Genomic DNA, 19,725 nt, shown 5'->3' on the forward strand with positions numbered 1-19,725 from the left:
CTCCCCTATAAACTAAAAGAAAGCGCTTTTAGGATATTACTGGAATTATTACAGAATATTAATGACCCGTTACGAAACCTTTGTAATTTTATGTTTTTCGCAAATAAGAAAATAATGGTTGCTATAATGAGGTCAACGAAAACAAATGCAATGGAGGCTATTATGAAAAAATTTATGGGTATAGCAACAGCAGCGGTTTTTGGTCTTGGGATTTTCACAACATCTGCTAAAGCAGAAACAATCGTAACGACTGATGTACTAAATGTACGAGAAAACCCAACTACTGAATCAAAAGTTGTAGGAAAATTATTAGATGGATATAAAGTTAACGTTTTACATACAGAAAACGGATGGTCAAAAGTGAAATTAAACAGCGGTAAAGAAGCTTTCATTAGCGCTGACTATACAAAAGACACTTACTACGTAACAGCAAACGTATTAAACGTACGTGCTGGTGCAAACACAGACTCAGAAATTCTTGGTAAATTAAAACAAGATGATGTAATTGAAACAACACACCAAGTTGAAAATGATTGGATCCAATTTGAATATAACGGAAAAACAGCTTATGTTCATGTTCCTTATTTAACAGGTAAAGCTCCAGTTAAAGTTCAACCAGCAGTTAAAGTTGAAAAAGCAACGAAAGTTCAAAATACAGCTAAAGCAGTGGAAGCAACTAAAGCTCGTGAAGTAGCTGAAACGCAAGCTAAGGCTGAGGAAGCAACTAAAGCTCGTGAAGCAGCTGAAGCTCAAGCAGAAGCTAAGGCTCAAGAAGCAGCTAAAGCTCGTGAAGCAGCTAAAGCCGGGGCAGAAGCTAAGGCTCAGGCAGCAGCTGAAGCTCAAGCAGAAGCTAAGGCTCAAGAAGCAGCTAAAGCTCGTGAAGCGGCTAAGGCTCAAGAAGCAGCTGAAGCTCAAGCAGCGGCTAAAGCTCAAGAGGCAGCTAAAGCTCGTGAAGCGGCTAAGGCTCAAGAAGCAGCTGAAGCTCGTGAAGCAGCTAAAGCTCAAGAAGCAGCTGAAGCTCGTGAAGCGGCTAAAGCTCAAGAGGCAACTAAAGCTCGTGAAGCAGCTAAAGCTCAAAAACCTGCTACACAACAACCTGTTGCAAAAGAAACTGAAACAAGTGCACCATCATCTTCTCGTGAACTACGTGTTGTAGCAACAGCTTACACAGCAGATCCACTTGAAAATGGTTATAAAGCAGGCGACCAAGTAAAATCAGCTTTAGGTCACAACTTAACAGCTAATCCAAACATGAAACTTATTGCAGTTGACCCAAGTGTCATTCCATTAGGTTCAAAAGTATGGGTTGAAGGTTACGGAGTAGCAATCGCTGGTGATACTGGTGGAGCTATTAAAGGAAATAAAATCGACGTTTTAATGCCAGATAAAGGCACATCTAGTAACTGGGGACGTAAAACAGTTACAGTGAAAGTATTAAACTAGTTAGTAAAAAAGAGTCAGTCTCATCGTTGAGGCTGGCTCTTTTTTTATGATTCTCATATTCTTTTTCTCCCGTCCAAATTAAATCTATCTCTTTGCATTCTATATACGATAGATTACTATTTCAACAGAAAAAAGAGGATGTCATAGCATCCTCTCCTGCCCTTCCCTATTCCACACAAGTAAACTGCGTCCAAGCTCCTACATAATCTAGTAAGAATAATTCTTCTTCTGCAATTGTACCGACAATATTTTTACGTTCATCTATCGGCATTTCTTTTAGAATAATTTGCAATTCGCCTTTATACTTACCAAATGAGTTGTTTCCAATTACAACTTGCCCTCTTTCCTGTAATACACTTTCGCGCACTGGGAAATCATAGTCTTTATACTTTTTACGCACTTCTGTAGAACGTACCATATATTCTGTTATGTCGCCGCGTCTTACGTGTAATTCTTGCAGTGTCGCTTCCTTCTCTACTTCCGTCGCTTCGTCTACAAAGTTTACCTTTAACTGTAACATGTAACGATTTAAGTTTCCTAGTTTCTCTAACTCTTCTTCACTCGCATAAGCATTTCCGATAATAACGTCATCAATAAGCCCTGTCGCCCATAAATGTTTCGCTTGTACTTCAATCGGTAAGTTACGATGCTCTTCTAACGTACATAATCCGTCATTAATATCCCACGGACCGATGTTAGCTGCATGTGACGTAATAAACGCTGCCGTGCGAATACCGTGTTTTTTAAAACGTTCACTACAGCGAATGAAATAATCATACGGAAGACCAGTGAATTTTTGCGGATAGAAGTTATGGCAACCAATTAAAGCTGGTTTATTTGCCTGATGCGAAAGAATATTTTCTAAGTATGCAATATCATTACTTACGTTTAGTTCAATTTTTAAGCCGTACGGATTATTCGTCATTTTCGCTTCTGTTAATCCGTCAAAACCTAAATCTAAACGGATACCATCTGCACCTAACTCCGCAAAGAACGATAGATCGCTATAGCTAATACCAAGTTGATCAAATACCGCCGGAGCTACATCTAAAATAACTTCCATATTATTATCTTTTGCATGATTAATAATTTCTTTAAATTCAGCTACAATTTCTTCTTTCGGACGATTCACGGATAAAAGACATGTGAATATTCTTGAAAAACCGTGGCGTGCCGCTGCCGAAATGTATGCCATATCTTGTTCTTTCGTTGAATGCTCTGGATAAAGTGAAATTCCTAATTTACGCTCCATGCTTTTGCATCTCCTTCACACGTTGTATTAATGCCATGCTCGTAAATCTATATTTTGCAGATAAACATGTTGCACATAAAATCGTTGGTACAATAATTACGTATGGTGATTGTAATCCTAACATTACATAAGCACCCATTGAACAACCGATAAATAAAATTGATACAAGTAGTAAAACGAATAAAGATTTACTTTGTACCCATTTTGAATAATGCGCAATACATTGCCCCGCTACGAATGTAATTAAGATGATAATTGCTCCGAGCATTTTTCTTTCTCCTCTCCTGCTACTTGTTGTTTCTCATACATTTTGAAGAACGGATAGTAAATAACAAATGAGATAACAAAGTTAACAAGTACAAGTACACCAGCCATAATTGTCCAGTCCGTACTAATAACCGCTGCAATTGGTGCTAACATCGTAAATGGCAATTTCGCCATCATTAGCGGAATCATCCCTGAAACAACTGCGAAATATGATACTGTCGTTGTCACTAACGGTGTAATAACGAATGGAATAATTAAGATTGGGTTCATTACAATTGGTGCCCCGAAAATAATTGGTTCGTTAATATTGAATAAGCCTGGCACAAATGATAATCTACCTAACTCTTTTAGGAACTTAGATTTAGAGAACATAAACATAATAACTAAAGCTAACGTTGAGCCTGATCCACCGATCCATACGAACCATTGAATAAATTGCTCTGTAAATAAGTTTGGTAATTGATGTGCATTTCCTGTAGCTGTGAATACTTCCATATTTTCAAGAATTGCTGAATCCCACATCGGACGAATGATTGGTCCTAAAATCGCAGGGCCATGTATACCGAATGACCAGAAGAACACGATTAAGAATACTGTTAATAAACCGCCGAATAAATTATTTCCTACTAATACTGATTTTAGTGGTGCGATTAAATATGTGATTGTTGTATTTACATCAAATTTTAAACCGTAACGAATACCCCAGAATAAAAGAATAACGACTAAAGTTGGAATTAATGCTGCAAACGAATTTGAAACTGCTGGTGGTACACTATCTGGTAATTTAATCGAGATATTATGCTTAATCATAAAATGATAAATTTCTACTGCAATTAAGGCTGTAACAATTGCTCCGAATAAAGATGTTGCACTTAATGTTCCTACTGAAATATATCTACCTGCATCAATAACACCTGGTACAGCTTTCGTAATTTGAATTGGTTCAACTGATGCTAGTAAAAAGGCGAGTACAGATAACAACCCTGCACTTAACTGATTGAGCTGATAAAAGTTCGCGAGTGAAGCTCCTACCCCAAATGCTGCGTATAACGCCATTAAACCTACTGTAAATCGGAATGGAATATCTAAAATATGGCGAAACGGTGCAATCCACTCCATATATGCATCAATTGGTAAATTTAAAAAGATAACGAAAAATGATCCGACAATCGTTAACGGCAATGTAGAAATAACTCCGTTTCGAATTGCTAATAAATGTCGTTGTCCTGCAATCTTTTGCGTTGTTGGCATAATCTTTTGTTCCATAAAACTCATAAAACCATTCATCAATACCCCTCCTCTTTTTCCTTACTATGAAAGAATAAAATAAAGTTATAACATTATAATGTTTATATTTAAAAAAATATAATTATGCTAAAACTAATTGTTCTGCTTGTTTCAATACTTTCAAACCGTCACACATGCCATAATCTCGTTGCTCTATAATTGCAACCGGTATATCGTATGACTTCGCAAGAAACTGTACCGCTGGAAACAAATACTTCACCTGTGGTCCGATTAAAACAACATCAGCGTTTTTTATCTCCAGTTTCACAAGTTCTGAATCAACTGCTTTAATTTTATAATTCTTCCCTTGTTTCATTGCCTCTTCTTGCATTTTTCTTACAACCATACTCGTTGACATGCCTGCTGCGCAACATAATAAAATGTACATCTTATACTGTCACTTTCTCTTCTATTCGTTTATGAAGAGTGATAAATTCTTCAGCAAGTTCTTTCACTGTAATTGCATTCATTAAATGATCTTGTGCATGCACTAACAGTAAACTGATTTCTGCATGATTTCCTCTTGCTTCTTCTTGAATTAAGTCTGTTTGAATACGATGAGCTGCTGAAATTTCTTCACTAGCAAGTGTCATCTTTTCACCCGCATTCTCAAAATCTCCTTGTCTTGCAAAAGCAATTGCTTCAAGTGAAGCGCTTCTCGCGTTGCCACCATGTAAAATTAACGCAAATGGAGTTTGCATATCAGTCATATTAAATTCCCCCAAGCTATCTTTTTTCTATATGGTTATCTTATTATGAAAACGCATACAATTAAACATAAAAAACTTCCGTTGTGTAACGGAAGTTTTTATATACTTCTCTTATAACGATAATAATATCTCTTGAAAATCTTCAACCACTTCAGCCTGAGCTAATTTCTCTATCGTATTTTGATTAGACATAATATCATATAAAAAATCATAAAGCTTTTGTAAATCTTCATTATTATTGCGCTTTACACTAAATAAAATAATAACTTGTACTTTCTTATCTCCCCAGTCAACCGCTTTATTAAGTGTACAAAACATTAAAAATGTTTTCTCACTTAATAACTGCATTGGATGTGGAATCGCAACTAAATTCCCGACCGCTGTAGGAGATGTACTCTCCCTTTCCATAACAGATTCATAAAAGTTTTCTGGTACATAGTTTTTCTCAGCAGCTTTCTCACATAAAAATTGAATAACCTCTTCCTTCGTAGAAGCGCTATGATTTAAGAAAATCAAATCTTCCTTCATATATTGCTGCACACTCGTATTCACATTCGTAAACAACTGCTGACCGATTGACTTAATCTCTTTATCATCAAATATTGAATTTACTTTTATAACAGGTACAGGCAAACCACTTGGTATATGAATCGTACTAATAATACAATCTATCTTTTCTTTGTAGAGATCTTCTACTTTCAATTGATAATAGCCTGTAATCCCTACAATCTCTAATTTATCTCGGAACTGTGATAGAATTTTATATTTCAATAGCTGGGCGCTTCCTTGACCAGTCGCACAAACTAATAAACATCTTTTCTTTTGATTCTGTTCTTGTAAACGACTCATCGCTCCGCCGAAGTGAATCGCAATATAACCAATTTCACTTTCCGGAATCGATGCTCCCGTATATTCACCAATTATATCTCCAACGAGAACCGCAATTTCAAAAGCATACGGATAATTCTTTTTCACTTCTGCCAATAGAGGATTTCTCGTATTTAACTTATACTTCAAACGGTTTAATAATGTTTTTAAATGAACACCAAATCCAAATAATAATTCCTCATCATAATAAAAAATAAGATTCCGTTCTTCCGCTACTTTAAAGAGAATATGTTGCATAAATGCATATAGATCTTTCCCTAATAATTCTTCTACATTTTCATAACGGTCTTTCGCTGTAACAGCAGTACTTAATAGATGCATCGTTACATATAAAACTTCTTCTTCGGGAAATGAAAGGTGCAACGCTTTCTCTAAATCCCCTAAAATCGCTTTCGCAATTGTATATTCTTTCTTTATGATAAGTTCAGCTTGCTCTGCATTTAGTCCTTTCATATAATGTTGATCTTCACAACGCTTTAATGCAATTGCAATATGAATGACTAAATTATCAATTTCTATATCTGATAAATATATCGTTCCTCCTTCAATATACTTTAATATAACCGAACGGATAAGCGGTATATGAGATAACGATACATATGTATCACTCTGCTCAAATTGCTCATGAAACGGAGTATGATCATAACGTGGTAAACCATATTGTGATAAACAAGAACGAATACGAAACTCCTCTCCAACAATACGTATACCATAATACGGTCTCTTTTCAATTTGTAATTTATAGCGACCACATATATCTGTAACATCTTTCATAATTAAATTTACAGTCGATTTACTTACATAAATCTCCTCTGCTAACTGCGAAAGCTTCACATACCCATCTGTCGTTAAAATACGTTGCAGAATGTACGCTATCCTTTCTTCATAAGAAGTTGGGATCTTTTCCGTCTGTTTTTGAAATAGATTCACGCAAAACTCTTCAAACTTCTTCGTTTGTATAATTTCTAGTTCGTATCCAGTCCCTCTTTGCGATTCAATTTTTGCTCCGTTTTCTTCCAATATATCATTCAATAACTTTATATCTTTTTGAATCGTCTTCGTTGATACATGTAAACGGCTCGCTAAAAAAGCTCGATTTAACATCGATTTCTCTTCTAAAAACTCCTCTAAAATAGAAACTAATCGCTGATGCACCTTTGTCATAGCTCTTCCTCTCACAATTTATATATAAAAAGGAAAAAGCTGCTGAGGTCAGTAGTTTTTTCCTTTTTTCATTTTATCTATTTCTTTAATGTAAATCCGAATTTATCCCATGCTTGTAAATAATCTAATAAGAAAATTTCTTCTTCCACAATTCGGCCAACTACATTTGTTTTTCCTGTGTTCACCATATCTTTTAAAGCAATTTGCAATTCACCTTTATACTGACCGTACTGTTCATTATCAATTAAAAGATCCCCGCGCTTAATTTCGCGTGTATTATGCGGTTTGAACTCTTCTTTCTTATATTTCACACGACTTTGTGTCGAACGAATCATATATTCAGATACATCTCCGCGATAAAAATGCGGTTCCTCTAATACAATAATTTTTTCTAATTCTGTTGTCGTATCGTATAACTCTATATCAAAAGTTTGTTTTTCTTTATTTAATGCACCTAGTGCCTCTAATTCTTTTTCTGATGCATACGCATTCGCAATAATGACATCATCAATTAATTCTGTTGCAAATAAATGCTTCGCCTGTGTTGTCATCGGTAATTCACGATGCTGCTCTAACGTACATAATCCTTCTGTTACTGGCCAAGGCCCATATGTTGCATCAAATGATGAAATAAAAGCAGCCGTTCTCATACCGTAATCTTTAAATTGTTTCGAGCATTTAATAAAATGATCGTATGATAATCCTGAATAACGATGCGGATAAAAATTATGGCAACCAATTAAATTTTCACGATTTGGTCTATGGCTCATAATATTATCAACATATTTCGTACCGTTACTCATATTAATTTCAATTTTTAAGCCGTATGGATTGTAAGTCATAATCGATTCTTCTAAACCAGAGAATCCAACATCTAAACGAATACCGTACGCTCCTAACTCATGGAAGAACGATAAATCATTATATGAAATACCTAATTGTGTAAAGACAGACGGACTAATATCAACTAATACTTGGAACCCTAATGCATTTGCATGCGAGATCGTTTCTTTAAACTCTTCTATAATTTTCTCTTTCTCTCCATCTACAGACAATAAGCATGTGAATACACGTGTAAATCCGTATTTACTTGCTAATGTTAAATATTCCTTATCTTTCTCTACTGTTGAATGTTCTGGATAAATAGAAATACCTAATCGTCTCATATGTACACGCCTCTTTCTTCATTGTTTTGTAAACCTTTTCAAATATATGTAGTGAAAAAGTATATATCCCCTTCTCATTCACTACGTTTTGAATCCGCTTTCTTTAAAGAGAAAACAATTTCTATCATTCATAACAACTACAAGTCTATACATCTATACTTTACAACTTTTTTTCATAGTTGTGTAGCTTTTACACAAATTTGTCAGTTTTTTCACCGCAAAAATTGTTATACGTTTTCAAGGCACCTTCCTTGACTGTTACATTGACCAATACATATACTCGAAAGAACAGAGAAATTTTATATAGGGGATGAATATATGGGAGAAGCAATACTCGTAAAGCGAGAACCGTTATGGACGAAAGAGTTTGTTGCTTTAATTCTAGCAAACTTATGTATGTTTTTAGGGTTTCAAATGTTAATTCCTACTTTACCTGTTTATGTGAAAGAAATTGGCGGCACAAGTTCTAATATCGGATTTGTTGTCGGCATGTTTACCGTAGCGGCACTTTTTGTTAGACCACTAACGGGAAACGCCTTGCAAAAATTCAACAAAAAAATTATTTTAATGATTGGTACTGCTATTTGTTTACTCGCTATGGGCAGTTATCTTTTCGCTTCAACCGTCTTCCTATTACTTGCCGTTCGAATTTTACACGGAGCTGGTTTTGGTATTACAACGACTACATATGGAACTGTCGTTTCAGATTTAATTCCACAAGCTAGACGCGGTGAAGGCATGGGATATTTCGGTCTTTCTGGAACAATTGCAATGGCGCTCGGTCCGCTTATTGGACTTTGGCTTATGCAAACATATAACTTCACAATTCTTTTTTTATGTGCACTTTCCTGTACAGTAGTTTCATTAATATTAACAAAACTACTTCAAATCAAAAAATCGCCGCAACCACCAAAACAAACATCTGGTACCTTCCTCGATGGGTTTATTGAGCGCAAAGCTTTACTTCCTTCATTATTAATATTATGTATTACATTAATGTACGGAGGAATCGGGAGCTTTATTACATTATTCGCTACCGAAGTCGGAATTGCTGATATTAGCCTCTTCTTCTTATTTAATGCACTGGCAATCGCTGTCACTCGTCCGTTTTCTGGAAAGTTATACGATGCGAAAGGTCATACATTCGTTATCATTCCAGGAGTTATTATTACGTTTGTAGGTATTATTTTATTGTCGTATACAACTACCATTCCGAGTTTAATTATTGCAGCAGCATGTTACGGAAGTGGTTTTGGAGCGATTCAACCTGCACTGCAAGCATGGATGATTGACCGAGTATCGCCGCACCGACGAGGCGTCGCAACCGCTACATTCTTCTCCGCATTCGACCTTGGAATTGGTGCTGGCGCAATTATATTTGGATTCATTGCACATTTTACAAACTATGCAACTGTATATCGCTATTCCTCTCTACTCCTTATTGCTTTCCTGTTCATTTACATCACAAGTGTAAGGAAACAAAAGCATGGAGATAAAAACAGAGAAAAAGCTGCTGGATAATTTCAGTGGCTTTTTTTATCTTATTTTTGATGTTATAAAACTACATGCATTTTCCTACATATTTTTTTACCTTTCATCAAAAAATATACGATGAACTCGCAGACGCTTTCCTTCATATTCAACCGAAAACACTATTCTAAAGAGTGTGATTTCTTTACAAAATTAAGATTTATATAAGCTGAAAACCAATAAAATACAGTTATTTATTTAAGTAATTGTAAACTTTTCTTCCCTTTGTAAATTTAGTGTAAATTTTACTGACAAACCGTTTACAGTGCCTCAAGGTTTAGTTAATAATTACAGCGTACATGAAATTTAAGGAGTGGAATGCGTGGAATACAATATTCAAGATATGATCTTCCAGTTCATTGGTGGATTAGGTATTTTCTTATTCGGGATTAAATACATGGGCGATGGACTGCAACAAGCTGCTGGAGATCGTCTTCGCGATATTTTAGATCGCTTTACAACAAACCCACTTATGGGTGTACTAGCAGGTATGTTAGTTACTGTATTAATCCAATCAAGTTCAGGAACAACCGCTTTAACAGTCGGACTTGTAAGTGCCGGATTTATGACATTGAGACAAGCAATCGGTGTTATTATGGGTGCGAACATCGGAACGACAGTTACTGCATTTATTATCGGAATTAAAATCGGAGAATACGCTCTCCCAGTTATGGCAGTTGGAGCGATTTTATTATTCTTCTTTAAAAATAAAAAAGTACATTCTGTAGGTCAAGTTGTATTCGGTTTTGGTATGTTATTCTTCGGTTTAGAATTAATGAGCGCAGGTATGAAACCACTTCGTTCTTTAGAGTCATTCCAAGAGTTAATGGTTAGCATGAGTGACAATCCAATTTTAGGAATTATTGTCGGTACAGTGTTCACTTTAATTGTACAAAGCTCAAGCGCAACTATCGGTATTTTACAAGAACTATTCGGTCAAGGTGCTATTGATTTACAAGCTTCTCTTCCTGTATTGTTCGGTGATAACATCGGTACAACAATTACAGCTGTATTAGCAGCAATCGGTACTTCAATTGCCGCAAGACGTGCAGCATTAGTTCACGTTATCTTTAATATTATTGGTACCATTATCTTTACAATTTTATTAGTACCATTTACAAGTTTAATCCAGTATTTCCAAACGTCATTAAACTTAAATCCAGAAATGACAATTGCATTCGCACACGGAACATTTAACGTAACGAATACAATTATTCAGTTCCCATTCATCGCTGTATTAGCATGGATTGTAACAAAAATCATTCGTGGTGAAGATTCATCTATTAACTTCAAACCGCAACATTTAAATCCAATCTTTATTGAGCAATCTCCAGCTATCGCTTTAACTGAAGCTCAAAAAGAGATTGTGCGTATGGCTGAATTTTCATTACACGGATTAAAAGAAGCGAATCAATATTTAAATACACAAGATAAAAAGCACGAAAACATGGCTACTCAATTAGAAGGAGCTATTAACAATTTAGATAAAAAAATTACCGAGTATTTAGTTTTACTATCAGAAAAGCCGCTCTCACCTTCTGATTCTGAAAAACATTCCGTTTTAGCTGGTGTTGTTGGAGATATTGAACGTGTCGGTGATCATGTAGAAAACCTTGTAGAACTTGTAGATTTCCAAATTTCAAATCGCGTTTCACTATCAGATGAAGCACTAGCTGAACTAAATGAAATGCTTGAATTAACAATTTCAACATTACAAGACGCAGTTGAAGCTTTAACAAACTTCGATACTGAACTAGCACAAACGGTTATTGCAAAAGAGCGTAAAATCGACCAAATGGAACGTGTTCTCCGTAAACGTCATGTATTACGTCTGAACGAACGTAGCTGTTCAGGTGATGCAAGTATCATCTTCGTTGATATGGTAAGTAACTTAGAGCGTATCGGTGATCACGCTGTAAATATTGCCGATGGTGTTTTAGGTGAACAAGGTAAAATCAATTTAAAACAATCATTATAATAAGAAAGAGACGCTAATGTAAGCGTCTCTTTTCTTATTTCATATTTACAACAGTTCTTCCCTTTAACTTTCCTTGTAATATAAGTGTAAACTTCTCCTCTAATTCTTCTAATGTACATTCTTCTGTATACGTTTGTAACTCTTTATTTCTCCATTCATTTGCTAAGAGCGTCCACACATCACTTCTCACATCTACTGGGCATTGCACAGAATCTACCCCTAAAAGGCTTATGCCTCGCAAAATAAACGGATATACCGTTGTTTGTAATTCCTGGCCTGCCACATTACCGCATGTCGTTACACAACCATCATACTTCGCTATTTTTAAAGCTGTTTCTAACATAGTTCCACCTACAGTATCGATAACTCCGGCGTATATCCCTTTTAACATCGGTCTTCCTGATTCATCATTCAATTCCGCGCGATGAATCACTTTTTTCGCTCCTAGACGTAGTAGCATCTGTTCCTCTTCCATTTTCCCTGTCGCTCCTACTACGTTAAATCCTAATTTACTTAAAATACTTACAGCTACACTCCCTACGCCGCCTGTAGCACCCGTTACTAAAACATCTCCCATACTAGGGGTTATACCTGCTCTCATAAGCTTATATACTGATAAAGCCGCTGTAAAACCCGCTGTCCCGTACATCATACTTTCCTTTAATGACATTCCCTCTGGTAAAGGGACAATCCAAGATGCCGGCACGCGAATATATTCTCCGAAACCACCAGAAGTGTTCATCCCTAAATCATATCCCGTTACAATGACTTGATCTCCTACCTTAATAGTAGCATCTTCACTACTCACAACTTCCCCTGCTGCATCAATGCCTGGCGTATGAGGATATGTTCTCGTAACACCTTTATTACCAGTAGCTGAAAGCGCATCTTTATAATTTAATGAAGAATAATGAACCTGTATTAATACGTCCCCCTCAGGTAAACTACTTACTTCTCTCTCGACAACGTTTCTTACAAACTGCTTATTTTCTGTTTCGTTCACAACGATTGCTCGGAATGATGTATGATTCATTATGTCCTCTCCTTTATCCGTCAAATTCTTCTTTATTATATAGAAGAAACTAGTAAACCTACTCTTTTCTTCTTGGCTATATTTCAACAAATCTTACTTCTCTATTACTTTCTCATAATACATATTTTCATTTCTACTAAAAAACCTTATACTTATTCTACATCTGAAAAATAAAATATATAAAATCTGACTTTTTATAAATAAATTGAATTTTTACGAAATGTAAATGATTTGTAATGTTTTTTTTCGTTAAATTTCATTATAATAAGTGGATATGAGTGTCGTATTTCAATCCAAATGAAGGAGTACAGGAAATGGAGCAAAACCCATCTTTGCAAGAAAATACACGCAGTAAACCGAAAAAAAGTAAGAAAAAAATAAAAATTATTATAAGCGTTATACTATTCTTTTTAATAGTAGGTGGCGGTTATACTTGGTTTTTAGTAAATAAAGCATCTTCTGCTGTTCGAAATGCCGCACATGATTTAGCGCGCGGTGATAAATCTGATTTACGTGATAAAGCCGTTAAACCTATTACGAACAATGTCTCTGTTTTAGTAATGGGTGTTGATGAAAGCGATGTCCGAGGAAAAGAATATGGTGAAGCTATTAGAACAGATGCGCTGTTGCTTGCAACTTTTAATAAAGATAGCAAAACTGTTAAACTATTAAGTATCCCACGTGACACATATACTTATATTCCAATAGAAAAGAAAAAAGATAAAATTACACACGCTCATGCATTCGGTTCTGCTAAAAACGGAAAAAATGGTGGACCACAAGCAAGCATTGATGCAGTTGAAAAATTAATGAATGTTCCTGTCGATTATTTTGTGAAATTTAACTTTAAATCATTTATAAAAATCGTCGATGACTTGGGCGGTATTGAAGTTGATGTACCAGTTGAATTTACTGAGCAAGATAGCAATGATAATGCAGAGGCAATTCACCTAGAAAAAGGTGTTCAAAAGTTAAATGGCGAAGAAGCTCTTGCTCTTGCTAGAACAAGACACATCGATAGTGATGCAATGCGTGGACAACGTCAACAGCTCGTTATTGAAGCAATTTTACACAAACTAACAAGCGTTGGCTCTGTAACAAAAGTTGGTAACATCATCGATGATATTAACGGGCAATTCGTTACAAACTTAACATTTGATGATATGCTTTCATTCTATAAGTACGGATCGGATTCAGAAATCGAGAAATTACAAGTTCAAGGTGACGACTGCTATATGGAAAAAGGTGACGATACATGTAGCAAATCCGCTGGTGGCGGCCGAACGTATTACTACAATCCAGATAAAAAAGAATTAGCAAAAGTTACAAACGATCTTCGTGCCCATCTCGGATTACCTGCATATACAAAAACAGACTCTGATTCGAAGAAAACAAATACAGAGAAAACAAAAGAATCTAAATCTGAAAATTCAAGTGAACGCGAATCAAGTAACAATGAAATAAAAAATAAAAATAGCAATGAAGACACAGAAACATCGTCTAACGACAATGAATAAAAAAGAAGCAGTTCTCTATGGAGGTAGAGTACTGCTTCTTTTTTGTTGCTTCACAATTAAAAATCAGAACTTTCTAACTATCTTTTTTAATATTTTTAAATTATAATAAATAGTAGCAATCTATTCCAATTATCAGGGGGCTCATACATATGAAAGCTGCAGTAAAACATAACATCTCAGATTTTAAAGACTACTTAAAGTCAAACGATATATTCATGGAAGAAAATATAGATGAAAATGATGGTTCTGTTCATTTTTCAGTAGGATTAGAGACAGAAGCTGGTGCAAAAATTCAACTTATCGCCGCTTTCCAAAACGAACATCCTACTGTAGATATATACTGCTTCAATGTTGCTCACGTACCGGATGCAACAGCAACAAATGACATTTTGCACGTTATCAATGAATTAAACACATCTTACCGATTTGCAAAATTCACATTAAACAAGCAAAATGCAATTGATATTTCAACATCTCTTGCATTCTCAGAACCAAACTTTAATCCAGCACTTGTATTTGAACATACGAGAATGCTATATAAATTAGCAAATGACGAATATAAAAATTTAATGAAAGTGATTTGGGCGTAAATAAAAGGATGGGCTGCAAGCAGCACCATCCTTTTATTTCGATATCATATCAATCCACATCTTAATAGCTGTACCTACAATCAAAATCGATAACATATATTGCAGTGCTTTTTGATTGATTTTCTTCCCAACTCGCGCTCCAAGTGGCGCAGCAAAGATACTTGCAATCGCAATAATAAGAGCCGGAATTACAACTACTTGTCCAGTTATCACTTTTCCAGTCGTAATCCCTACTGAAGAAATAAACGTAATAGCGATAGATGTTGCTATCGTTTTACGTATCGGCAATTTTAAAATAACTAGCATAATCGGAACTAACAGGAACGAACCTCCAGCACCTATAATACCTGATGCGCCTCCTACAATAAATGCTAACAAACTTGCTAACCATTTATTATATTTCACTTCATCACCATTATTTCGTTTCGGTACGAACATCATAATAGCAGCTATTGTTGCTAACGCTGCATAAACAACATTGACCGTATGCTCCGCTAATACGTTAGCACCAAAACTCCCTATAAAACTTCCTATTAATATACTAGCTCCCATATATACAACTAGCGTTTTATCCATATCATTACTTTTCCGATAGGCCCATGCCCCTGCAAAAGTTGCAAAGAATACTTGCACCGCTGTAATACCACTCACTTCATGTGACGTATAGCCAGTAAATCCTAGCAATACCGGAATGTATAAGATCATCGGATAATTAATGATCGCACCGCCAATTCCAACCATTCCTGATATAAACGATCCTATAAATCCAATTATAAAAAGTAATACAACTAAGCTCATCTTATATCCCCCGCCTTCTAAAAAGAAGGTGATTTAAATGAATAAGTTCACATTCCCATCTGAAGCATCTGCTAAATATGCTCCTACTCCTGCAAACTCTACCCCTTCCATAATCTCTTCCTCTTTTAACCCTAATAAATCTACTGTCATTTGACAAGCGACAAGTTTAATCCCCTGTTCTTTCGCCAAATCGATTAAATCTGGTAACGGCATCGCATTATGTTTTTTCATAATACCTTTAATCATCTTTGGTCCCATACCAGCAAAATTCATTTTTGATAATCCCATCTTATCCGCACCACGCGGCATCATTTTTCCAAATACTTTTTCGATGAACGTTTTCTTTACCTTCACATGCTCATCTTTCCTTAAAGCATTTAAGCCCCAAAAGGTATGAAAAATAGTTACCTCTTGATCGTAGGCCGCTGCACCATTTGCAATAATATAAGCAGCCATTGCTTTATCATAATCTCCGCTAAATAAAACGATTGTTGTTTTCTTCTGTTGTTCCATGTTGTTCTCCCTCCGATTACCTATAGGGGTATTTTGTAATTTATAAAAAGGCTCAAATCATGTATCTCTGTACTATACGACTTTACCTTCCCATGCTAACATACCACCTACCATATTGATTGCTTGAAAACCGTAGCTCTCTAAAAACTGAACTGCTCGTGCACTTCTTCCGCCAGAACGACAAACGATAATATACTCTTTCTTTTTATCCAACTCATGCATACGAAACTCTAATAGTCCTAGTGGAATATTACACGCTTCTGGAATTTTCCCTTCGGCTACTTCTTCTACTTCACGTACGTCCACGATATTTACTGCTTCTTTACGTAACAATTTTTCTTCCAATTCTTTTACTGTCATTTCTTTCATTTTAAATTTCCTCCTCACAAACCATTCATACCGCCTGAAACATTGATAATGTGCTGAAATCCTAATTTCTTTAATACCTTGGCTGCTTGCTTACTTCTCATCCCGCTCTGACAAATAACGATTACTTCCTTATTTTTATCTAACTGACTTGCTTTACTAGATAACTCATTTAACGGGATATTTTGAAATCCTTTCATATGATTTCCTCTATATTCACCTACTGTGCGAACATCGATAAATTGTTTATTCTTTTGCCCCATCATACGTTTTAAATCTTTTCCTGAAATATTTTTTACTCCTCTAACTGGTAAGAAGCGAGAAATAATAAGCCACGATACGAGTACAATTAAGATTACATTCAATATTGTCTTTACATCCATAAAACTATTTAAACTCCTTCTGTTCTTTTTTCCCGTCCAAATATATACTATAGCTTTGAATATGGAACCCTTTCTTTCTTAAAAAACGAACACTTAAATTCCGATCCACTTTATTATGAACAATAAGATGCAAAGGCTTATTTGGTATTTCATGATAATATCGTTTTAAATACGCATACGGTATACACATAATTCTAGAAGTGTTATCACTGTGACTCTCTGTGTAATTGCGTACATCTACAACAACACTTTCTATTTCCCTTACTTGTTCTAACGAAATATATGCAATGTTTAAAACCGGAATGTAACGTTTTACTAAAATTCCTAGCATCAATACTATTAGAGATATAACTATATAAGACATATATGATTATCCTCTTTACTTTCAATAATAAGCAGAGGATGTAATCTTCCGTTTATTATTGAACTGCTATGCTTTCTTGATCCAGAACTTTAATTCACCAGCTTCTTCCGTGTGTTTTAACACTTCATGACCGCCTTTTTGTGACCATGCTGGAATATCTTTAATCGCACCTTTATCTGTTAAGTGTACTTCTAACACTTCTCCTGATTGTAATGCTTCCATCGCTTTCTTCGTTCTTACAATCGGCATTGGACATGCTAAACCTTTCGCATCTAATACTTGTTTTACATTCATCATCTATTCCTCCATTTTTTATTTATTTTATTATTCATGAACTGCACAACGATTTGGACCAATCTCCATTTCACGCTCTTCATCTACACTTGGATGAATTTTACCCATATTCGTTTGACGAATTTCTTCATATGCATTTGGCTGAGGTGGTAAGTTTTCTGTTACAGTTTTACGAAACTCTCCCTCATCCTCAATATTTAACCCTGCATTATACGCAAACAAATCTTTTAATTTTGCGCTAACAATACCACTTTCGTCCATTTCACTTATTTTTGAATAATGAGCCGGTAACACAACTAAGTTTTGAGATAGTTCTTTATATCGGCTATACAAAGTAGTACGTAAATCACTTACCCAATCTTCAGCTTTCCCAGCAAGGTCTGGACGCCCAATTGAATCTACAAATAAAATATCACCTGATAATAAATAGGAATCATCTACAATAAATGACGTACTTCCAATCGTATGCCCAGGTGAGTATAATGCGTCAATTTCAATTTTAGTACCCCCCACCGTAATAACAGATCCTTCAACAAGTGGTTTATATGAGAACACAACTTCCTCCGCATCTTTTGGCGGCAACCAATACGTACCATCTACTTTTTCCGCTAACTTACGTCCGCCAGAAATATGGTCTGCATGTAAATGTGTATCCATTACATTCGTAATCGTAACGCCATGCTCTTTCGCAAACTCTTCGTACGCTTCAACTGTTCTTACTGCATCAATAACTGCTGCTTCACCGTGTGAAATCACCATATATGATAAGCAACCTTTTCCAAGGCGGTTAAACTGATACATACTTCCGCCATCTTTTAAATCTCCCACTTTTATAGGCTTTACATATTCACTCCAAGCCTTCATACCACCAGATAAATAATAAATATTTTCTAATCCAGCCTCTGTTAATTGCTCTGCTACAAATATAGAAGACCCTTCTTTTGCACATACTACTAAAACATCTTTATCTTTAGGTAGTTCACTGACAATATGATCTACACCCTCTAATAAATCAAAGTACGGCACATTCATTGAAGTAACTTCTTTTCCTTCAATTTTCCAATCTTCATAATCCGCCTCATTACGAACATCTAAAATAAACAACTCTCCAAATAAAACTTTCTCTGCAACATCTTTTGCTTGTAATGCTTTAACATTCATCTCATTACCCCCATAGGTATATTTTTGTTTAAAAAATTTTATCCCGCTTTAATGGGCAGTAAGACCCCCACTGATTAAAGTTTCACTTTATTTTTCCACATTCCCTTTCCACTCTAACATGCCTGGAATGACATTTTTCACATTTGCATAACCTTTCTCTTTCAACATGTGGCAAGCTACATCACTACGGTTACCAGTTCGGCAAACAACATAAATTTGCTTCGTCTGATCTAACGCTGCACTGTCTAATTCTCCTAACGGCATGGAAACAGCCGATGGAATATGACCAAAAGCGAATTCCGCCGCTTCACGAACATCTACTACAATACACTCTTCACCACTTAATAATATCTCTTCCAATTCCAAATTCGTAATTGTATGAGGATATTTCACTATTTCATTCATTTCATGCTCATTTGCTTTTCTAACGTAATGCATCAATACATCACCTTCTTGTTTCGTCCCGATATATTGATGACCTACTTTATTCGCCCAACTTTGTATATCTACAGTAGACCCTTTATCTGTTGCCTGAACTTCAATCACTTGCCCTGACGTCAATCTTTCCATCGCCTTCTTCGTCTTTACAATCGGCATCGGACAAGCCAACCCCTTACAATCTAGATTCATATCCACTTTTATACTCATAGTCGACTCCTCCATAATTTATATACATATACCTGTAGGGGTATATTAAAATATTTTTGAAAATCTGTCAACAATTATGTCTGACAGATTATCGGCTTTTTACAAGTAATTGAACAGCTTCTTTAATTAACTCTTCATTTGAACCATTACCGCTTTCAAACTGCTCACGCAAACATTGCTCTAAATTTGTCCCAACAACAAGTCCAATTGTACGATCTAGTGCAGAACGAGATGCCGTTAACTGTGTAATAACCTCTCGGCAATCTTTTCCTTCTTCCATCATACGAAGTACACCACGAACTTGCCCTTCAATACGTTTTAATCTATTTTTCATATCTTGATTATATTCCATTCTATAATCACCTCATTACCA

The 19,725-nt window shown here is 35.6% G+C and carries 22 protein-coding genes; 5 read left to right on the forward strand and 17 right to left on the reverse strand.

Going from position 1 to position 19,725, the window contains the following annotated elements; all coding sequences use genetic code 11:
• Positions 1 to 39 precede the first annotated feature (39 nt).
• Positions 40 to 1,443, forward strand: a complete 1,404-nt coding sequence (entC, locus tag ACZ76X_RS10260) for a cell wall-binding protein EntC (RefSeq protein WP_479850444.1) — start codon at positions 40 to 42, stop codon at positions 1,441 to 1,443.
• A 166-nt stretch (positions 1,444 to 1,609) separates the two neighbouring features.
• Here the strand turns inward: entC and ACZ76X_RS10265 are convergent, their stop codons facing one another.
• From ACZ76X_RS10265 to ACZ76X_RS10295, 7 genes are all read right to left on the reverse strand, one after another.
• Positions 1,610 to 2,695 (reverse strand): DUF871 domain-containing protein, encoded by a 1,086-nt coding sequence (locus ACZ76X_RS10265; RefSeq protein WP_479850388.1) that lies wholly within the window; start codon positions 2,693 to 2,695, stop codon positions 1,610 to 1,612.
• Complete coding sequence (locus ACZ76X_RS10270) at positions 2,685 to 2,963, reverse strand: hypothetical protein (protein WP_098881372.1); 279 nt, start codon at positions 2,961 to 2,963, stop codon at positions 2,685 to 2,687. The genes ACZ76X_RS10265 and ACZ76X_RS10270 overlap by 11 nt, the downstream gene beginning before the upstream one ends.
• Positions 2,939 to 4,249: a PTS sugar transporter subunit IIC gene (locus tag ACZ76X_RS10275; RefSeq protein WP_001013061.1), complete on the reverse strand. Its 1,311-nt coding sequence runs from the start codon at positions 4,247 to 4,249 to the stop codon at positions 2,939 to 2,941. The genes ACZ76X_RS10270 and ACZ76X_RS10275 overlap by 25 nt, the downstream gene beginning before the upstream one ends.
• A gap of 82 nt (positions 4,250 to 4,331) precedes the next feature.
• On the reverse strand, positions 4,332 to 4,637 hold the full coding sequence (locus tag ACZ76X_RS10280; RefSeq protein WP_000275651.1) for a PTS sugar transporter subunit IIB: 306 nt from the start codon (positions 4,635 to 4,637) through the stop codon (positions 4,332 to 4,334).
• 1 nt (position 4,638) lies between these two features.
• Positions 4,639 to 4,959, reverse strand: coding sequence for a PTS lactose/cellobiose transporter subunit IIA (locus ACZ76X_RS10285; protein WP_479850389.1), 321 nt, complete (start codon positions 4,957 to 4,959; stop codon positions 4,639 to 4,641).
• 111 nt (positions 4,960 to 5,070) lie between these two features.
• Positions 5,071 to 7,011: a BglG family transcription antiterminator gene (locus ACZ76X_RS10290; protein WP_479850390.1), complete on the reverse strand. Its 1,941-nt coding sequence runs from the start codon at positions 7,009 to 7,011 to the stop codon at positions 5,071 to 5,073.
• A 77-nt stretch (positions 7,012 to 7,088) separates the two neighbouring features.
• Positions 7,089 to 8,177, reverse strand: a complete 1,089-nt coding sequence (locus ACZ76X_RS10295) for a DUF871 domain-containing protein (protein ID WP_087957452.1) — start codon at positions 8,175 to 8,177, stop codon at positions 7,089 to 7,091.
• Between the two features lie 318 nt (positions 8,178 to 8,495).
• On the opposite strand from ACZ76X_RS10295, the gene ACZ76X_RS10300 reads away from it, so the two are divergent.
• Both ACZ76X_RS10300 and ACZ76X_RS10305 read left to right on the forward strand, forming a co-directional pair.
• Complete coding sequence (locus ACZ76X_RS10300) at positions 8,496 to 9,698, forward strand: MFS transporter (protein ID WP_479850391.1); 1,203 nt, start codon at positions 8,496 to 8,498, stop codon at positions 9,696 to 9,698.
• 331 nt (positions 9,699 to 10,029) lie between these two features.
• Positions 10,030 to 11,685 carry a Na/Pi cotransporter family protein gene (locus ACZ76X_RS10305; RefSeq protein ID WP_283792800.1) on the forward strand — a complete coding sequence of 552 codons (1,656 nt, stop codon included), beginning with the start codon at positions 10,030 to 10,032 and terminating at the stop codon, positions 11,683 to 11,685.
• Positions 11,686 to 11,719: 34 nt separating this feature from the next.
• Here ACZ76X_RS10305 and ACZ76X_RS10310 read toward each other — a convergent pair whose 3' ends face one another.
• Complete coding sequence (locus ACZ76X_RS10310; RefSeq protein WP_479850392.1) at positions 11,720 to 12,718, reverse strand: YhdH/YhfP family quinone oxidoreductase; 999 nt, start codon at positions 12,716 to 12,718, stop codon at positions 11,720 to 11,722.
• 314 nt (positions 12,719 to 13,032) lie between these two features.
• Between ACZ76X_RS10310 and ACZ76X_RS10315 the strand changes: the two genes are divergently transcribed.
• Together ACZ76X_RS10315 and ACZ76X_RS10320 are read left to right on the forward strand one after the other, a co-directional pair.
• Positions 13,033 to 14,235 (forward strand): LCP family protein, encoded by a 1,203-nt coding sequence (locus ACZ76X_RS10315; RefSeq protein ID WP_479850393.1) that lies wholly within the window; start codon positions 13,033 to 13,035, stop codon positions 14,233 to 14,235.
• 149 nt (positions 14,236 to 14,384) lie between these two features.
• Positions 14,385 to 14,825, forward strand: coding sequence for a YbjN domain-containing protein (locus ACZ76X_RS10320; RefSeq protein ID WP_101168581.1), 441 nt, complete (start codon positions 14,385 to 14,387; stop codon positions 14,823 to 14,825).
• Positions 14,826 to 14,858: 33 nt separating this feature from the next.
• On the opposite strand, the gene ACZ76X_RS10325 is transcribed toward ACZ76X_RS10320, so the two are convergent.
• The 9 genes from ACZ76X_RS10325 to ACZ76X_RS10365 all read right to left on the reverse strand — a co-directional run bounded on the left by ACZ76X_RS10325 (position 14,859) and on the right by ACZ76X_RS10365 (position 19,704).
• On the reverse strand, positions 14,859 to 15,623 hold the full coding sequence (locus ACZ76X_RS10325) for a sulfite exporter TauE/SafE family protein (protein ID WP_479850394.1): 765 nt from the start codon (positions 15,621 to 15,623) through the stop codon (positions 14,859 to 14,861).
• A gap of 33 nt (positions 15,624 to 15,656) precedes the next feature.
• A complete protein-coding gene (locus tag ACZ76X_RS10330; RefSeq protein WP_000437728.1) occupies positions 15,657 to 16,136 on the reverse strand; it encodes a DsrE/DsrF/DrsH-like family protein in 480 nt (159 codons plus the stop codon).
• A 72-nt stretch (positions 16,137 to 16,208) separates the two neighbouring features.
• On the reverse strand, positions 16,209 to 16,505 hold the full coding sequence (locus tag ACZ76X_RS10335) for a rhodanese-like domain-containing protein (protein ID WP_000661816.1): 297 nt from the start codon (positions 16,503 to 16,505) through the stop codon (positions 16,209 to 16,211).
• A gap of 14 nt (positions 16,506 to 16,519) precedes the next feature.
• The gene (locus ACZ76X_RS10340; RefSeq protein ID WP_479850395.1) at positions 16,520 to 16,885 is read right to left on the reverse strand and encodes a rhodanese-like domain-containing protein; all 366 of its coding nucleotides are present in this window, start codon (positions 16,883 to 16,885) and stop codon (positions 16,520 to 16,522) included.
• Between the two features lie 4 nt (positions 16,886 to 16,889).
• A complete protein-coding gene (locus ACZ76X_RS10345) occupies positions 16,890 to 17,249 on the reverse strand; it encodes a sulfurtransferase (protein ID WP_479850396.1) in 360 nt (119 codons plus the stop codon).
• 66 nt (positions 17,250 to 17,315) lie between these two features.
• Positions 17,316 to 17,546, reverse strand: coding sequence for a sulfurtransferase TusA family protein (locus ACZ76X_RS10350; protein WP_479850397.1), 231 nt, complete (start codon positions 17,544 to 17,546; stop codon positions 17,316 to 17,318).
• A 27-nt stretch (positions 17,547 to 17,573) separates the two neighbouring features.
• Positions 17,574 to 18,704, reverse strand: a complete 1,131-nt coding sequence (locus ACZ76X_RS10355) for an MBL fold metallo-hydrolase (protein ID WP_479850398.1) — start codon at positions 18,702 to 18,704, stop codon at positions 17,574 to 17,576.
• Positions 18,705 to 18,791: 87 nt separating this feature from the next.
• The gene (locus ACZ76X_RS10360) at positions 18,792 to 19,352 is read right to left on the reverse strand and encodes a sulfurtransferase TusA family protein (RefSeq protein ID WP_479850399.1); all 561 of its coding nucleotides are present in this window, start codon (positions 19,350 to 19,352) and stop codon (positions 18,792 to 18,794) included.
• A gap of 88 nt (positions 19,353 to 19,440) precedes the next feature.
• Entirely contained in the window at positions 19,441 to 19,704 is a 264-nt protein-coding gene (locus tag ACZ76X_RS10365; RefSeq protein ID WP_000456206.1) for a metal-sensitive transcriptional regulator, read from the reverse strand.
• Between the last annotated feature and the right edge of the window lie 21 nt (positions 19,705 to 19,725).

The sequence above is a fragment of the Bacillus sp. BC05(2025) genome (assembly GCF_056725905.1).

Coding starts and splice junctions, on each gene's coding strand:
- ACZ76X_RS10285 (WP_479850389.1), bottom strand. CDS start 4,959: ATGACTGATATGCAAACTCCATTTGCGTTAATTTTACATGGTGGCAAC.
- ACZ76X_RS10335 (WP_000661816.1), bottom strand. CDS start 16,505: ATGAAAGAAATGACAGTAAAAGAATTGGAAGAAAAATTGTTACGTAAA.
- ACZ76X_RS10330 (WP_000437728.1), bottom strand. CDS start 16,136: ATGGAACAACAGAAGAAAACAACAATCGTTTTATTTAGCGGAGATTAT.
- ACZ76X_RS10340 (WP_479850395.1), bottom strand. CDS start 16,885: ATGGATGTAAAGACAATATTGAATGTAATCTTAATTGTACTCGTATCG.
- ACZ76X_RS10315 (WP_479850393.1), top strand. CDS start 13,033: ATGGAGCAAAACCCATCTTTGCAAGAAAATACACGCAGTAAACCGAAA.
- ACZ76X_RS10290 (WP_479850390.1), bottom strand. CDS start 7,011: ATGACAAAGGTGCATCAGCGATTAGTTTCTATTTTAGAGGAGTTTTTA.
- ACZ76X_RS10295 (WP_087957452.1), bottom strand. CDS start 8,177: ATGAGACGATTAGGTATTTCTATTTATCCAGAACATTCAACAGTAGAG.
- ACZ76X_RS10280 (WP_000275651.1), bottom strand. CDS start 4,637: ATGTACATTTTATTATGTTGCGCAGCAGGCATGTCAACGAGTATGGTT.
- ACZ76X_RS10300 (WP_479850391.1), top strand. CDS start 8,496: ATGGGAGAAGCAATACTCGTAAAGCGAGAACCGTTATGGACGAAAGAG.
- ACZ76X_RS10265 (WP_479850388.1), bottom strand. CDS start 2,695: ATGGAGCGTAAATTAGGAATTTCACTTTATCCAGAGCATTCAACGAAA.
- ACZ76X_RS10275 (WP_001013061.1), bottom strand. CDS start 4,249: ATGAATGGTTTTATGAGTTTTATGGAACAAAAGATTATGCCAACAACG.
- ACZ76X_RS10325 (WP_479850394.1), bottom strand. CDS start 15,623: ATGAGCTTAGTTGTATTACTTTTTATAATTGGATTTATAGGATCGTTT.
- ACZ76X_RS10365 (WP_000456206.1), bottom strand. CDS start 19,704: ATGGAATATAATCAAGATATGAAAAATAGATTAAAACGTATTGAAGGG.
- ACZ76X_RS10355 (WP_479850398.1), bottom strand. CDS start 18,704: ATGAATGTTAAAGCATTACAAGCAAAAGATGTTGCAGAGAAAGTTTTA.
- ACZ76X_RS10310 (WP_479850392.1), bottom strand. CDS start 12,718: ATGAATCATACATCATTCCGAGCAATCGTTGTGAACGAAACAGAAAAT.
- ACZ76X_RS10345 (WP_479850396.1), bottom strand. CDS start 17,249: ATGTCTTATATAGTTATATCTCTAATAGTATTGATGCTAGGAATTTTA.
- ACZ76X_RS10350 (WP_479850397.1), bottom strand. CDS start 17,546: ATGATGAATGTAAAACAAGTATTAGATGCGAAAGGTTTAGCATGTCCA.
- ACZ76X_RS10320 (WP_101168581.1), top strand. CDS start 14,385: ATGAAAGCTGCAGTAAAACATAACATCTCAGATTTTAAAGACTACTTA.
- ACZ76X_RS10360 (WP_479850399.1), bottom strand. CDS start 19,352: ATGAGTATAAAAGTGGATATGAATCTAGATTGTAAGGGGTTGGCTTGT.
- ACZ76X_RS10270 (WP_098881372.1), bottom strand. CDS start 2,963: ATGCTCGGAGCAATTATCATCTTAATTACATTCGTAGCGGGGCAATGT.